Origin of the sequence: Lentzea sp. DG1S-22 (assembly GCF_036321065.1) — a bacterium.
In the GTDB taxonomy this organism is placed as follows: Bacteria; Actinomycetota; Actinomycetes; order Mycobacteriales; family Pseudonocardiaceae; genus Lentzea; species Lentzea jiangxiensis.
This window is the reverse complement of sequence record NZ_CP143276.1, coordinates 4,747,027-4,760,991: the sequence shown is the minus strand read 5'-3', so window position 1 is coordinate 4,760,991 and position 13,965 is coordinate 4,747,027. Positions and strand designations below refer to the sequence as shown.

Below are 13,965 nucleotides of genomic sequence, written 5' to 3'. Positions count from 1 at the left end.
GGTGGGTGGGGCGGGCGGTGGGGAGTCGCCCGCGCCCGGCTCGAGGGTCAGTGGTGGATCTTGGGCCTGGTGCGGTTGGCCAGGGCGGTCACGCCGGCGCCGGCGAGGCCCACCTGGAGGGCCAGCTCGATCCAGTCGATGCGCGGCGTGTCCGCCACGCCGAGGACGGTGGCGGCCGCTGTGCCCAGCAGCGCGGCGACGATGCCCACGAGGACGGTCGCGAACAACGAGATGTGCTGCCTTCCGGGGACCACGAGGCGGCCCAGACCGCCGATGGCCGCTCCGAAGACCAGCGCCGTGAACAAACCGCTGATTTCCACTGCGTACCCCCTGCGACTCCGGTGCCTGTCACTCAAGAGTCCGCCGGGACGGGGTGTGGCGAATCAGGTCTTCCCCTGACCCGCCCCCGGGTTTCCCCCGAGCAGTGCCGCGGCTGTGGCGGAGAGTTCGCGGCCGGGCACGTCCGGATCGCAGCCCACGCGGGCCAGGCGGGCCCGGATCGCCGTGGGGGAGCGCTGCATCCCGTCGGCCAGGGACCTGATCAGCTTCGGCGACGACTCCTCGGCGGCGGTGAGCCAGGCGGTGCGCAGTTCGGTGTCGAGGGCTTCGGTCCAGGGCTGGTTGGCGTTCGCGTGGCGGGGCTGGCGGCTGCGCAGGCGCGTGTGGGCGCCCAGGACGCGCGAGAGGAGCTTGCCGATCGTGGCGCCGCCCTCGACCGGCAGGCGCAGCCGGCCGTCGGCGACCACCTCGCCGGAGTCGAGCGACCCCAGCAGCTCCAGCACCAGGGACTCGTCGGGGTCCGTCGTCGCGCTCAGCCGGTAGTGGACCTCGCCGAGCTTGATCTCGTTGTGGAAGGTGGATGTCATGGGGTCGACGTTAGGGAGGGGGTCTGACGGTTTTCCGGGGTGAGCGGCCCCGGAGGCCTCTGTGCGGTCGGGAGTTCACTCGAAGGGGTGGGGGTCAACCGGACGTCACCGAACTCCGGCCCGTGCCGATGTCGGCGACGTCCGCGGCGGCACGCCCCGCGCCCCACCCGGCGGCCGAACGCACCGTCACGCGCGAGGTGCGGGTGCGGGTGAACATCTCGTCGAACAACGTGTCCACGGCCTGCTTGCGGTCCGCGAGCACCGGCAGCAGCCGCTCGTCCTCGACCACGTCCGCCGACGGCACCGCCGCCAGCCGCTCGCCGATCCGGGACGCGTAGGCCACCAGGAACGACTTGCGGAACGGCCGCGAACGCGCCTCGCTGCCCTTCCCCGCCTTGCCGCCCGCGGCAACCATCGCCCGTGTCGCCTGCACGAGCAGGGACGTCGACAGCAGCTCCACGCTCTCCAGGTCCACCTCGTCACCCACGAGCGCGACGAACCCGAACCCGTCGTAGGCGACCGCCCGCGACCGGAACGCCTCCGCCACCACGTGCACCAGCTGGGACTTCTCCTTGAAGTAGCTCTTGTCCAGCCACATCCGCCGCGACGTCGCCTGGGCCGGCAGGTCGGCGTCGAGCATCGCGCGTTCCAGGGCGTGCCGGTTCATCAGCTCCTGCGCCTTGGCCGACAGCGCCTCCGCCTCCTCGGGGAACGCCGTCGACTCGGCCTTCGCGAGGAGTCCGCGCACCCGGTTGAGGACCTTCGGGTCGAGGCCCGCGCGCACGGCGGACATCAGCACGTCGCCCGGCAACGGCAGGATCTGCGGCAACGAGGGCAACCGGCCGAGGAACTTCAGCAGCTCAGCAGCTGTGCGTTCGGCGTACGACCGGGTCTCGATGTGGCGCGTCGCCCACGCCTCCAGCAGCGGACCCTCCCACCACACGGAGGCTCCGATCTCCTCCAGCTGACGCTGCCACCGCGGGTGCACAGTCGCCGGAGGATGCGGCGAACAGGACAAAGCGATCACGTCCACCACGAGAGAGGTGGCCGACTCGTCGAGTGACCGCGCCACGATCTCGCGGACGTCGTACGGCAGCCAGCCGCGCTTCCAGAGCGCGTCGACCGCTTTCACCAGTTCCACGCCAGGCAGTATGAGACGTCCGCCATGTGCACAGGTCGGGGACCACCTGGTAGACACGGGATGTGATCGAGCTCCAGTTCCGCGGCCGGACGGTCGTCCGCGAGCACGCGCTGGTGATGGCGATCATCAACCGCACCCCGGACTCGTTCTACGACAAGGGCGCCACCTACGCCGAGGACGTGGCGATGGAGGCCGTGCACCGCGTCGTCGACGAGGGCGCGGACATCGTCGACATCGGCGGCGTGAAGGCGGGACCGGGCGACCTGGTCGACTCCAGCGAGGAAGTGCGCCGCGTCGTGCCGTTCATCGCGCGCGTGCGTGAGGCGTACCCGGACCTCGTCATCAGCAGCGACACGTGGCGCGCGGACGTCGGCCGGCTCGTCTGCGAGGCCGGTGCCGACCTGCTCAACGACACGTGGGCGGGCGCGGACCCCGGCCTGGCCGAGGTCGCCGCGGAGTACGGCGCCGGCTACGTCTGTTCGCACACAGGTGGTGCCGTGCCCCGCACACGTCCGCATAGGGTGAGCTACCCGAACCTCGTGCAGGACGTCATCGCGGAGACGACCGCGCGCGCGGAGAAGGTGGTCGCACTCGGCGTGCCCCGCAAGAGCGTGCTGATCGACCCCACACACGACTTCGGCAAGAACACATGGCACAGCCTCGCGCTGGTGCGGCACACGGACGCGTTGGTGGCGACCGGATGGCCGGTGCTGATGGCGTTGTCCAACAAGGACTTCGTCGGGGAGAGCCTCGGCGTGGAACTGCACGAGCGCGTCGAGGGCACCCTCGTCGCGACCGCGATCGCGGCGTTGGCGGGCGCCGCGGTCTTCCGCGCGCACGAGGTGGCGCGCACCAGACGAGTACTCGAGTCCGTCGCTCGACTGTGAGCTGGAGGTATCAGGTGGACGACGTCTTCGCCCGGTTTTCGGACGACCGGTGGGACGACTTCCTCGACGAACTCGACAAGATCCGCGTGAGCGTGGTGGATCCCGCGGAACGGCAGCAGGTGAAGGCGACCGCGCGCCGCGACGCGCGGGAAGCGGCGGGCCAGCCGTTGCTCGTGCGGATGGCCCTCACGGACCGTTACCTGAACCTGCTCGCCATCGGCGTGTGGGCGGGCGACGAGAGCTGGCGCGGGGAGCTGCGCGACCTGGTTGCCTCTCTCGTGCCCGACGACGACGAGCCGCGCGATGACGCCCTGTTGAGCTCTGTCATCGCCGTGGCGCTCGCACAGCTGCTGCAGGACGCACGGCTGCGTGGTGGTTCCGAGGCCGACGTCATCGCACAGTCGGCGTGGGAGAAGGCGCAGGAGTGGGCGGCCTACGCGGAGGACCGCCACGTCGAACGGCTCCTGCACGCCTCCACGGAGGCCGGTGCGCGCGTGGTGACCGCCTCGGAGGTCCAGGAGGTCGTCGAACTGGCCACCGCCGTGGCGGACGACCAGCACGCCGAAACGATCGCCGCGCTGGAGACCGAAGGCTTCACGGCGGAGTTCATGAACGGCGTGTGGGTCGTCGAGGGCGAGTTCCGCAACCCCGTGCGGGCTGCTGCGCGCGCAATCACGCTCACGGGCCACGGCTGCGTCCTCGCGCGCAACGCGAAGCAGTCCGCCGTGATGCTGTGGCAGGAGAACACGCTCGCGATGGCGGACTCGAAGGTGCCGCGCTGGCGCGTCTACCCGATCCTGGCCCCCGTCACGCCGCAATCGAAGTTCTCAGGCGGTGAAGGCCTGCCCTTCACCCGCGAGACGCACCCGTTGGCACCCGCTCCGGAAGTCGTGCGCCGGTTGGCGGACGCCGCGGGTGTCAACCTGTCCCATCTGCTGGCTGCATTGCGGTGAAAGGGTGATCTTTGCCTTTCCGCTTCCTCGACTCGTTATCTTGGTGTCATGCCCAGATTTGCCGAGTTCGATGTGGAAGGCCTGCGCAAATCCAGCGCCGTCGCGGACTTTCCCTGGTCAGAGACGTGGGTCACGTTGATCCGCGTCGATGCCAAGGGGGTGGTCCGGCAAGCGAAGTCGTTGAGCGAGAAAGTCTCTCTGCTGACAGTCGCGTCGGACAAGGACCTCGTGATCGCCTCCTGTCCGGAGATTTACGCCGTCGACGACCTGTCGGCGGCCCGTGCTGCCGTCAGGGCTTCGGTCGCACGCGAAATGACGCCAAGCCTCGGATGAAAGACTCCCGCCACTCGGGCTCAGCGGCGAGCGCGAGTTCCGGGAAACGCCGGAGGAGCGTCCCGAAAGCGATCTCACCCTCGACTCGAGCCAGCCGCGCCCCGACGCAGTGGTGGATCCCGTGCCCGAACGTGACGTGGGGATCTCTGCCCAGCTGCAACACGTCCGGATCCGGGTACCGGGACGGATCCCGGTTCGCCGCCCCAAGTGAGACGGTGACCTGCGAGGACTTCGGAATCGTGACCCCTCCGACGACTACGTCGGTGGTGGCGACGCGCACGATGCCCGTGGCGAACGGGCCGTCGTAGCGCAGGAGCTCCTCGACGACCTCCGGCAGCGCGATCGGATCGTCGATCACCCTCTGCTTCATCGCGGGATCGCGCAGCAGCGCCAGCAGACCGTTGCCGATGAGCTGCACGGTGGTCTCGTGTCCCGCTGTGATCAGCAGCACGAGGTTCGGGACGAGGTTCGGTTCGTCCCGGAGTTCCGTGATGACGTCGTCGCCAGGCTCCTTCGTGTTCAAGAGTTGCTGCACGTATCCGGCGAATCGGACGAACGCGTCGGCCATCGTCTGCGGTGCGAGCAGCTCGCCGGAGAGCCGGCGGATCTCGTCCCTGTCATCTGCGGGCACTCCCAGGAGCTCGCAGATGACGGCGATCGGCAGCGGGTAGGCGAACGTCTCGATGACGTCCACCTCCTCCGCGCCCTCCCACGTGTCGAGCAGCTCGTTGGCGATCTGCTCGATTCGCGGTCGTAGCACCTCCACACGCCGTGTGGCGAACGCGCGCGCGATGGGTTTGCGCAGGCGCGTGTGTTCCGGCGGGTCGGTGTGGTTCAGCATGCCGCCAGGGACGAACGCGCTGCTGAGGCCGGGGTGTCTGAGCGCCTGCACGACGTCGTCGTAGCGGCTGATCATCCACGTCTTCTGGCCGTCCGGGGTCTCGATCAGCGCCGGTCCCTGCTCGCGCCACTTGTCGAAGTACGGCGTCGGATCCACGAAGAAGCTCATGCCGCCATCCTGGCGTCGCCGCAGGTCGGGGACATGAGTAGGCGATCACCCATCTTGCCGGCGCGCATCACCTAGCCTGGCCGCATGGGGTGGCCGTTCGTGGGGAGGGACGCCGAGCTCGCCGCGGTCCGGCGCGCGGTGCGCGGGGCCGGGCTGATCGTGGCGGGTCCCGCCGGCGTGGGCAAGACGCGGTTGCTGGACGAAATCGCGTGTGACGTCCGGTTGCGTGCGACAGCGGCCATGTCGGAGATCCCCCTCGGCGTGATGGCGCCCTTCTTGCCGTCAGTCGATCCCTCGCCGTTGGCGATGTTGACCGCCGCACGGACAGCGTTGCGCGGTCGCGTCGTGGTGGTCGATGACGTCCATCTGCTCGATGACGCGTCTGCTGGTTTGCTGCATCAGCTCGTGCAGCACCGTGAAGCTGTCGTGGTGGCGACGCTGCGTTCGGGGGAACGGGCGCCGGAACCCGTGGTGGCGTTGTGGAAGGACGAACTGCTGCCGCGCATCGAGCTGGAGCCGCTCGGGCGTCCCGCGGTGGTCGAGGTGCTGGAGACGGTGCTCGGCGGCGTGCTGGACAGCGTGACGGCCGATCGGCTCTGGACGGCCTGCATGGGGAACATGTTGTTGCTGCGGGAGATGCACTTCGCGGCCGCGTGGACGTCGCACGGCGGTGTGTGGTCGTTGGACGGTCCGCTGCCGTTGTCCGCCCGGCTGGTGGAGCTGATCGAGGCACACCTCGCCGCCGTGCCGGACGAGGACCGCCGTGTGCTGGAGCTGCTGGCTCTCGGTGAGCCTCTGGACTTGGCCGCTTCCGAGTCGTTGGACGGCCTCGTCACCGTGACGGACGAGGGGCTGCGTCTCGCACATCCGTTGTACGGCGAGGTGTTGCGCGCGCAATGTCCTCCTCTGCGCAAGCGCAATCATCAGCGCTACCTGGCTTCTGTGCTCGACGACCCGTTGCGGGTGGCCGTGTTGCGTCTGGACAGCGGGACGGCCGACGACCCCGACCTGCTCTTGAAAGCCGCGAAGCTCGCCAGCGCGACAGGTGGGGTTGTTCTGGCAGAGCGACTTGCACGCGCCGCATGGTCCGTCGGTGGTGGTGTAGAAGCTGCACGGCTGTTGGCCTACGTACTGGTGTTCACGGACCGTGCGGAGGAGGCAGAGGAAGTGTTCGCGATGGTCGCGACCGACGACGACCCGGTCGAGGTCCGGACCATGCGCGGGATGAACCTCGGGTGGGGCCTGGGGCGCAGCGAGGAAGCCGCCGACATGATCGTGATGCCGGCGGGGCGGGCCGTGATGCTGTTCCACGCGGGCAGGTACGACGAGGCCCGCGCCCTGCTGTCGGCTTCCGATCCGGGCGAGGCGGCGGTTCTCGCGATGATCGACGTGGTGCAGGGCCGGTACACCGGCCCGTTCCCCGTCATCCCGCCGGTCAGCGAAGTGGGGCTGGGTGCGGAGATGAACACGTTCTCCGAGGTGTTCGTGCACTCCTTGCACGGCGATCTGCTGCGTGCGGAACGTCTTGCCGTGCGGGCGCATCGGGAGAAGGCCGAGTGGGACTCCATGCGGTCCAGCTGGGCCGTCTCGTGCGCTGCGCTGGCGTGTGCCGGCGGGCGACTGCTGGAGGCGCGACGGTTGTTGCAGGAGGCGCGGCCTGTGCAGCCTTTCGTGCGGCTGTGCACGCTCGCCCACGTGGAGGCGTTGCTCGGCAACGACGCCCGCTCCCTGCTGGCCGAGGCGGAGAAGTTGGCGCCGTCGGGGATGCGGCCTTATCGGCACGGGCTGTGGACGGCGCGGATCTGGGCTGGAGGTGCTTCGCCGTTCGATGCGGCGGCCGAAGCGCGTTCGTACGGGGAGTTCGCTGCCGAGGCGTTGCATCTGCAGGATGCGGTTCGGTTGGGGCATGCGGCTGAAGCCGTCGAACGGTTGCGGGAACTCGCTTCCACCACCACCGGTCTGCTGGTGCCGGTGTTCGCGGCGCACGCGGAGGCGTTGGTGCGCAACGATCCTGCTGGGCTGGCCGAGGTGGCTCTGCGGTTCGAGGAAGCAGGGTTCATGCTGCACGCCGCGGAGGCCGCTGCCGAGTCGGGTGATCGTGTGTTGTTCGGGCGGCTGATCGGGGCGTGCGAGGGGGCGCGGACGCCTGCGTTGGCGCGGATGTCCCTGGTGCCGCTCACGCAGCGGGAGCGGGAGGTGGCGGCGATGGCGGCGCGGGGGCTGACGAACCGGGAGATCGCCGAGTCGCTGGTGATCTCGGTGCGAACCGTCGACAACCACCTGTCCCACGCTTACGCGAAGCTCGGGATCGCGACGCGCGGAGAGCTGGTGTCGCTTTTTGCCGACGACCTCGCGGACAGGGGCTAACGCGGAGCACAGGCCGGAACGACAGTCCCGGCAAGAGGGCAACGCGGCGCTGGTCGATGGGGTGTTGACGTGACGGAGATGGATCGGGTGGCCGCGGAGATCTACCCGCGGCACAACCCGTCGTTCCCCGTCACCGACGAGCAGCGCGCACAACTCGCCCTGCTCGGCAGCTAGTCGTCGGCCGTGAGGCTGTGCCCGTCCCACGTGAAGCGCACGGTCGTCACGGCGTCATCGCCGTCGGTGCCGGTCGTGAGCTGGTGGATGGCGATGCCCGTCAGCTCCCGGTAGTCGCACCACTCGTGGTCCGAGGTGAGGACCAGGTCCAGGTCGAAGTTGACCAGCAGCTCCAGCAACTGGCCGCGGTTGGTGGCGTCGACGCCCACGAAGACCTCGTCCAGCAGGATCAGGCGCGGTGCGTGCGGGGCCGAGTGGTAGTGGGCCGCGGCCGCCGCGAAGAGCGGGAGGTGCAGGACGATCGCCTTCTCGCCGCCGGAGAGGGCGCCGTGCACTCGCTTGGTGACCGGGACCCAGCCTTCGCCGCGGTCCACCTTCACGACGAACTGGTGCCACGTCGTGTAGTCGAGCACCTGGGCCAGTTGTTGTTCCCAGCCCGTCGCGGTGTCGTTGGCGCGTGCTTCTTCTACGCGCTCGCGGAAGAACTGGTGCAGTTGCTCGTGCTCGTCGGCGTTGAGGTCTGAACGGAGCAGGAGGTCGCGGGCCTCTCTCGTGCCCGGCGGTAGCTGGGGGTCCACCTGCCAGTCGAGCTGCACGCGGATGCCGGAGGCGGTCTGGACGCGCTCCAGGCGTTGGTTCATGGTGCGGACCAGGTCTGCGGCGTCCTGGATGCGCTGGGCGATGTGCCTTCTCGTGTCGCCGGTGAGGGTCTGGTCGAAGAGGTCGCGTTCGCCGTCGGTGATGTGTGTGCGCATGCGGTCGCGTTCGGCCTGAAGCGTGCGAAGCAGGGCGTGTGCGCCCATGCGTGTGCCGTCGAGGGTCGCGGTGAGGACGGTGACGTCGTCGTCGGCGTCCAGGGACAGGGCGATGCGGCCTGCGAGTTGTTGTTGTGCCTCGTGCACGGCCATGCTGAGGCGCGATTCGGCGTCGCGGATCAGACGTGGGTCCACGCCGCCTTCGGGCACCTCGCCGGCGTCGGCGGGCAGGTGGCTGCCTGTCAGGTGGCGGTAGCGGGCTTCGGCGGCCTCGTGGGCGATGGTGGCTTCCGCGGCGCGTGCGGTGTCTGTCTTGCGCTTTTCCTCCAACGTGCCGAGGGTGCGCGCCAGGCCGGTTTGCTTGTCTTGCAGCAGCTCGCGTTGTTCGGCCAGTTCGAGTGCCTTGGCCCGCAACGAGATGAGCTGCTGGTCGAGGGCGTGGAACTCGGAGCCCGTGGACCGTTCGACGGTTTCCAGCTTGACGGTCAGGTCGGCGGCTTCCTGCTGACGGGCGGCCGCCGTCTCCTCGGCCTCGTCGGCCAAGGTGCTGCTCAGCGACGCACGGCTGCCGGCCTCGACCGACGACGTCTCCGCCGCGAACGCCGCCTGGCGGTCGTCGAGCCAGCGGTGGCAGGCGGTGCCGAACTTCGCCAGCGCCTCCACGTCCGGCAGGGCGGCGGGGGAGCCGAGGCGGGCCAGGGCGGCCTCGGCGTCGGACACGCGCTGGGCGGCCGCGGCGACGGCGTCCTTGCGGGCCGCGCACCGCAGCTGCGCCTTGGTCCGCTGTTCCTCGGCGATCTCGATCGGGTCGGTCGACGGCTGCCGCGCCAGCTCGCCCGCCAGGGTCGCGCGGCGCACGGCGATCTGGTTCAGCGCGGCGTCCACACCGGACAGGTCCGTGGCCAGCTGCTCGATCAGGCCCGTGAGCTCGGCGATGCGGCCCGCACGGGCGCGTTTGCGGGAGTCCGCGCCGATGTAGGTGGGGAAGTCCTTGCTCCAGCGGCCGTGCGCGTTCGCGAGGCGCCACGTGCCGTCCGCGCCGATGGCGGCGGTGTGACCGGAGGCCGTGTCGCCGAACGCGATGCTTTCGAGGAGCTGCCGGCAGCGCTCGTCGTCGGTGACGAGCACCTCCAGCAGCGTGGTGCCGGGCGCGGGGCCGCAGAGCAGCGGTTCGGCGAAGCGGTCCAGGTCGGAGACGCCGAACGAGCTGTCCGGGGTGAGCCACGCGTCCAGCAGGCCCGAGGCCTCCAGCGCCGCCTCGACCGCGGCGCACACGTGCGGTGGCGTGCCGGGACGGAAGTCGACCAGTCGCCACAGGGGAGCGCCTGCGGCAGACGCGCGGTACTTGACGTCGCGCGTGTACGGGGCGGGCGGTGGCACGTCGATCTGGTTGGCGAGCTTCTCGCGGATGGAGTTGTACTGCGAGAGCTGGCCGTTCAACGCCGTGCGCGTCTCGTGCAGACGTGCTTCGATGCGGCTGAACTCCTCGCGGGCGAGCGCGGCGGCCTCGACGATCTCGCCGTGGTCGGACACGCTCAGCTCGGAGCAGCCCTGCGCCCACGTCTCGAAGTCCGCGCGGAACTTCGCCAGCGCCTGCTCGAACGCCTGCTGCGCCGCGACCTCCGCCTCGGTGGCGAGGTCGAGCTCGTCACGGGTCTCTTCCAGCCGTTGGCGCGCGGCGTCCCGTGCCTCGGCGGCTCTCCCGTGCGCGGCAACGGCACGCATGATGGAGCCGATCTCGGCGGAACGGGAGTCGACGGCGGCGGTGAGCAGCTGACGTCCCGCCCGTGCGTCGCTGCCCGACTCGATCTCCTCGAACACCGACGGCATGCCCGCCAGCTCCGCGGCCTCCCGCGCCTGCACGGCCGATCGGCGCAGGTCATCGGCTCGCGCGGCCGCGTCGGACTTGGCCTGACCGGCCTGCTCCTCCTCGGCGACGGCGCGCGCACGGAGCTTCGCGGCGTGCGAGGCGGCTTCGGTGGCGCGCCGGGTCGCGGCGGACAGCTGCTGCCGCACCAGGTCGAGCTGCTTGCCCTCCTGGTAGGCGGGCAGGTCGGAGATGCCGGCGATCTGCGCGCCGACCGCGCTCGCCTCGCGTCCCAGGGCCGCGAGCTGGTCGAACGCCTCGTCGGTCAGCGTCACCTGGCGCTGGTAGCGCCGTTCGCTCATCCGCGCGGCCCGCGTGGCGTCCTCGAGCTGCTCGGACGACGTCTCGAGCGCCCAGGTCGCCGCCCCGAGAACGCGCTGGGCGTAGGTGCGCTGGACCTCCGCGAGCCGTTCGGCGGTGGTGATCTCCTCGTCGAGACGGCGCAGGTCCTCGCGACGCCGGTCGAGGCGTTCGAACCCCTCGGCGATCTCGGTGAGGTCGGACTGGTCCAGCGGCGGAAGTGCCTTGGACAGCAACAAGGACAGCACGCCCGGGTCGAGCCGCTCGGACAGCTTCGGCGTGCGCAGCTGCAGCAACGCCGTGATCAGCGAGTCGTACCGCTGCTCGCTCACGCCCGGGAACAACGTCGTGCGCACCGTGTGCCGGTAGTCGGCCGGTGAGGCGTGCACAACGCCGTGTTCACCGATCGCCTCGACGAGGTCGTTCTTGGTCAACGGCCGTCCGGCTTCGTTCACCAGAGCCAGGTCGCCGACCCTGAGCGACGTCGTGAAGTACGTGGCGTTGACGTTCGACGTGTTCGTGGTGGCCTGAAGGCGCGCACCGCACGTGAACCACTGCTCGCCGTGCTGGAACTCCAGCCACACGTACCCAACGCGGGTGCTGCCTTGGTTGCCCTCGCCCATGAGGTTCCAGTGCATGGTGCGGTCCGCGCTGCCGAACGTCGACAACCGGTGCGGGCGCAGGTTCGCGTCGAACAGGTACGGCAGCAGCAGCTCGAGCGCCTTCGACTTGCCCGTGCCGTTGGGGCCCCTGAGCAGCAGTCTGCCCTGGTAGAACGAGAAGATCTCGTCGTAGTAGCGCCAGACGTTGATGATGCCGGCGCGGCTGGGTTGCCACCGGTCAGTCATGCAGCTCCTCGACCGCGTACCGGGCTGCCGCGGGCAGCCTGCGAACGACGCCGTTCTCCGTGCGCGCGAGACCGAACGCTTCCAGCAGCTCGATCCCGTCCGCCGCGAGTCTGCCCGCGCCCCCGTCCGACTGGTAGGCCTTGGCCCAGTTGCGGAACTTCGTGAGCAGCTCGCGCGTCTCCTCGACCAGGTCCTCGAACGGCACGGGGCCCTGTGCCAACCGGTCGAGCAACAACAACGCGGCGACCTTCGCGTGGCTGTCGTCGTCCGGGAACCTCGTGTCCGTGGCGATGGCGTCGGCATCGACCACGAGAAAACCCTCGGCGCGTTCTTCGAGCGTGCAGCCTGCGAGCCCGATGCCGGTCCTGACGACCTTGCGGCCGGACGGCGACATGAGGAACGCGATCTGGCTCTCGCTCAGGTCCTCCTTGTAGACCACGGGGTCGTCGATCAGCCTGCGCATCACGGAGTGCCGTTGCCACACGCTGCGATGCGCGTTGTCGTACCTGGTCTCGCGGGTGAGGTCCTCGATCTTGTCCACTGTGGAGGCCGGAACGGGAGCGGACAGCAGGCGCGTGATGAGAGCCGGGTCCGCGCGGACCTGCTCACCGACCTCGACCGCGCCGTGCTCTTCGAGGAAGTTCAGCACGTCGGCGAACGCGTTGCGGTCGGCGCGCCGGGCCGGCTCGAACGGCGGAAGTCCCTCAGCGGCGGCGGCCTGTTGCGTGCGTGCCGTCAGCGCGTCGAGCGTGATCGTGGGCGTGGTCAACAGTTCCGCGCATACGAGACACAGCACGATGTAGCGCCGCCGATCGAACACCGGACGCGTGCTATCGGGCCGTTGCGTCGTCTTGAACAGACGCGCGTATCCGGCGCGTGGCTCGACGTGCACGCGCCAGCCGCAGTAGTAGTCGAACCACTTCACGATCGGTTCGCGGCGCCTTCTGATGAGGTCGAAGCCGTCGTGGTCCTGCCTGGCGGTGACCAGCGGACGCGCGAGCAGCAGGCGGACGCCACGCGCGATCTCTTCGCTCTCCAGCCGTGCGAGCTGGTTTCCCGTGCGGCTCATCGGCTCTGCACGTCGATCACGTAGTCGGGCCCGCTCAGCGTGCCCTTCTGGGTGGTCATGGTCGCCCAGCCGCGGGCGTTGCGGAGGTTGATCTGCATGCGCCCGTCGCTGGTGCCGGCCGTGCGCGTGCCCGTGCTGTCCGGATCGCTGCCCAGCGCGCGTCCGACCAGGTCGATCAGGCGGTGGAACGTGTCGTGGTCCAGGTTCGTGAGCGTGGAGATCCGGACGGCGCCGTCGGTCTTGATCTGCGACCACGCGTACTCGAGCTCGGCGCGCTCCTTCTCCGCCTGGATGCGGCGGTTGCGGCGCACCTCGTCGACGTTGCGGACCTTGCCGGTGCTGCCGATGTGCTCCTGCTTGCCCGTCGCGCGCAGCTGCGGCGACACCGGCACCGGCGGCGTGTTCTCCCACGCCTCGCCGCTGGGGATCAGCTCGCCGTCGGCGTGCGCGAGGTGGGCGTGGCGGGAGGAGTAGAGCCCGAACGCGGCGTTGAACAGCTCGTGCGCCTCGGCCTCGGTCCCGGTGCGCCCGAACCACCTGGCGAGCGCCCGGAAGTCGGCCGCGGTGTTCGTGGGCTTCCTGCGCTGCTCGCTGATCCGGTCCAGGACCCTGAGCAGCTGCACGATCGCCTTGCGCGACACGTCCTGCAGCTCGTCGGCGTTGTCGAACCACGTTGTGAGGCTCGTCCAGTTCGCCGCCCGCTGCCGCAGCCACGGTTCGGCGTCCAGGTGGGGGCCGGCACCGCTGCGCGCCCGCTCGTGCAGCTCGGCGGGGTCGATGGCGCTGATCGCGTCGCGGATCCGCTGCTTGCGGTCGTCGAGGTCGGCGATGAAGTCGCGCAGGTAGGTGATCGTCGTGCGCTTGAGGTCCTGGAACGTGGCGAGGTCGGCGTCCTCGTCGCGGAGCAGGCGCTGCAGGTCCGCGTTGAAGCGGGTGGTGTTGACCTTGAGCGCGTCGAGGTGGCCTTCGAGCTCCATCAGCTTCGTGAAGGTGCCGCGGTCGTCCAGCGGCTTGCCGAGCTCGTCGAGCCGGTCGGCGATCGCGTCCAGGACGGCGGTCTGCAGCGAGCCGCTGCCCGTGAGGGTTTCCAGCGCGTGCTTCAGGCCCGCGTACGCGGCCTCGCCGAGCTTCGTGAGCCCGTACCGCTGCTGGCTCGCGTCGAGCAGGCCCCAGCCACGCAGCGCGGTCAGGGACGCGGCGAGCTCGTCGTCGGTCACCTGCTCGGACCAGCCGACGCCGCGGAGCCGTTGCTGCACGTCATCGGCCGTGAGGACGGTCTCCAGGCGCTCGTTCGCCACCCCGAACACGCGGACCACTGCGGTGTGCAGCTCGGCGTGGCCGGTCGTGGTGAAGCGGAACAGGTCCGCGGGCACCGGGGGAAACGTCGTCACCTGTG

Annotated in this window: 11 protein-coding genes; 4 read left to right on the top strand and 7 right to left on the bottom strand. The window is 69.9% G+C overall.

Features of this window, described 5'->3' with window-relative positions:
- Nucleotides 1–47: 47 nt before the first annotated feature.
- The 3 genes from V1227_RS21710 to V1227_RS21700 form a co-directional block, all read right to left on the bottom strand.
- Nucleotides 48–320, bottom strand: a complete 273-nt coding sequence (locus V1227_RS21710; RefSeq protein ID WP_329787418.1) for a GlsB/YeaQ/YmgE family stress response membrane protein — start codon at nucleotides 318–320, stop codon at nucleotides 48–50.
- Nucleotides 321–383: 63 nt separating this feature from the next.
- A complete protein-coding gene (locus tag V1227_RS21705) occupies nucleotides 384–866 on the bottom strand; it encodes a hypothetical protein (protein ID WP_329787417.1) in 483 nt (160 codons plus the stop codon).
- A gap of 94 nt (nucleotides 867–960) precedes the next feature.
- Nucleotides 961–2,007: a DUF2786 domain-containing protein gene (locus V1227_RS21700; protein WP_329787416.1), complete on the bottom strand. Its 1,047-nt coding sequence runs from the start codon at nucleotides 2,005–2,007 to the stop codon at nucleotides 961–963.
- 62 nt (nucleotides 2,008–2,069) lie between these two features.
- Here V1227_RS21700 and folP point away from each other — a divergent pair, with 62 nt between their 5' ends.
- Genes folP through V1227_RS21685 form a run of 3 tightly spaced genes read left to right on the top strand, consistent with a single transcriptional unit; the run spans nucleotide 2,070 to nucleotide 4,180 of the window.
- Nucleotides 2,070–2,894, top strand: a complete 825-nt coding sequence (gene folP / locus V1227_RS21695) for a dihydropteroate synthase (RefSeq protein WP_329787415.1) — start codon at nucleotides 2,070–2,072, stop codon at nucleotides 2,892–2,894.
- Between the two features lie 14 nt (nucleotides 2,895–2,908).
- Complete coding sequence (locus tag V1227_RS21690) at nucleotides 2,909–3,847, top strand: hypothetical protein (RefSeq protein ID WP_329787414.1); 939 nt, start codon at nucleotides 2,909–2,911, stop codon at nucleotides 3,845–3,847.
- Nucleotides 3,848–3,895: 48 nt separating this feature from the next.
- Nucleotides 3,896–4,180: a hypothetical protein gene (locus V1227_RS21685; RefSeq protein WP_236216279.1), complete on the top strand. Its 285-nt coding sequence runs from the start codon at nucleotides 3,896–3,898 to the stop codon at nucleotides 4,178–4,180.
- Here V1227_RS21685 and V1227_RS21680 read toward each other — a convergent pair.
- The gene (locus tag V1227_RS21680) at nucleotides 4,137–5,189 is read right to left on the bottom strand and encodes a cytochrome P450 family protein (RefSeq protein ID WP_329787413.1); all 1,053 of its coding nucleotides are present in this window, start codon (nucleotides 5,187–5,189) and stop codon (nucleotides 4,137–4,139) included. The genes V1227_RS21685 and V1227_RS21680 overlap by 44 nt on opposite strands.
- 84 nt (nucleotides 5,190–5,273) lie before the next feature.
- Between V1227_RS21680 and V1227_RS21675 the strand changes: the two genes are divergently transcribed.
- Nucleotides 5,274–7,556, top strand: coding sequence for a LuxR C-terminal-related transcriptional regulator (locus V1227_RS21675; RefSeq protein ID WP_329787412.1), 2,283 nt, complete (start codon nucleotides 5,274–5,276; stop codon nucleotides 7,554–7,556).
- Between the two features lie 170 nt (nucleotides 7,557–7,726).
- Here the strand turns inward: V1227_RS21675 and V1227_RS21670 are convergent, their stop codons facing one another.
- Genes V1227_RS21670 through V1227_RS21660 form a run of 3 tightly spaced genes read right to left on the bottom strand, consistent with a single transcriptional unit; the run spans nucleotide 7,727 to nucleotide 13,960 of the window.
- A complete protein-coding gene (locus V1227_RS21670; protein ID WP_329787411.1) occupies nucleotides 7,727–11,500 on the bottom strand; it encodes a TIGR02680 family protein in 3,774 nt (1,257 codons plus the stop codon).
- Entirely contained in the window at nucleotides 11,493–12,569 is a 1,077-nt protein-coding gene (locus V1227_RS21665) for a TIGR02678 family protein (RefSeq protein WP_329787410.1), read from the bottom strand. The genes V1227_RS21670 and V1227_RS21665 overlap by 8 nt, the downstream gene beginning before the upstream one ends.
- Complete coding sequence (locus tag V1227_RS21660) at nucleotides 12,566–13,960, bottom strand: TIGR02677 family protein (RefSeq protein ID WP_329787409.1); 1,395 nt, start codon at nucleotides 13,958–13,960, stop codon at nucleotides 12,566–12,568. Before V1227_RS21660 ends, V1227_RS21665 begins: the two co-directional genes overlap by 4 nt.
- Between the last annotated feature and the right edge of the window lie 5 nt (nucleotides 13,961–13,965).

Bases quoted from the DNA above. Each gene is read 5' to 3' on its own strand.
- V1227_RS21705 (WP_329787417.1), bottom strand. From the start codon at position 866: ATGACATCCACCTTCCACAACGAGATCAAGCTCGGCGAGGTCCACTAC.
- V1227_RS21685 (WP_236216279.1), top strand. From the start codon at position 3,896: ATGCCCAGATTTGCCGAGTTCGATGTGGAAGGCCTGCGCAAATCCAGC.
- V1227_RS21680 (WP_329787413.1), bottom strand. From the start codon at position 5,189: ATGAGCTTCTTCGTGGATCCGACGCCGTACTTCGACAAGTGGCGCGAG.
- V1227_RS21675 (WP_329787412.1), top strand. From the start codon at position 5,274: ATGGGGTGGCCGTTCGTGGGGAGGGACGCCGAGCTCGCCGCGGTCCGG.
- V1227_RS21670 (WP_329787411.1), bottom strand. From the start codon at position 11,500: ATGACTGACCGGTGGCAACCCAGCCGCGCCGGCATCATCAACGTCTGG.
- V1227_RS21665 (WP_329787410.1), bottom strand. From the start codon at position 12,569: ATGAGCCGCACGGGAAACCAGCTCGCACGGCTGGAGAGCGAAGAGATC.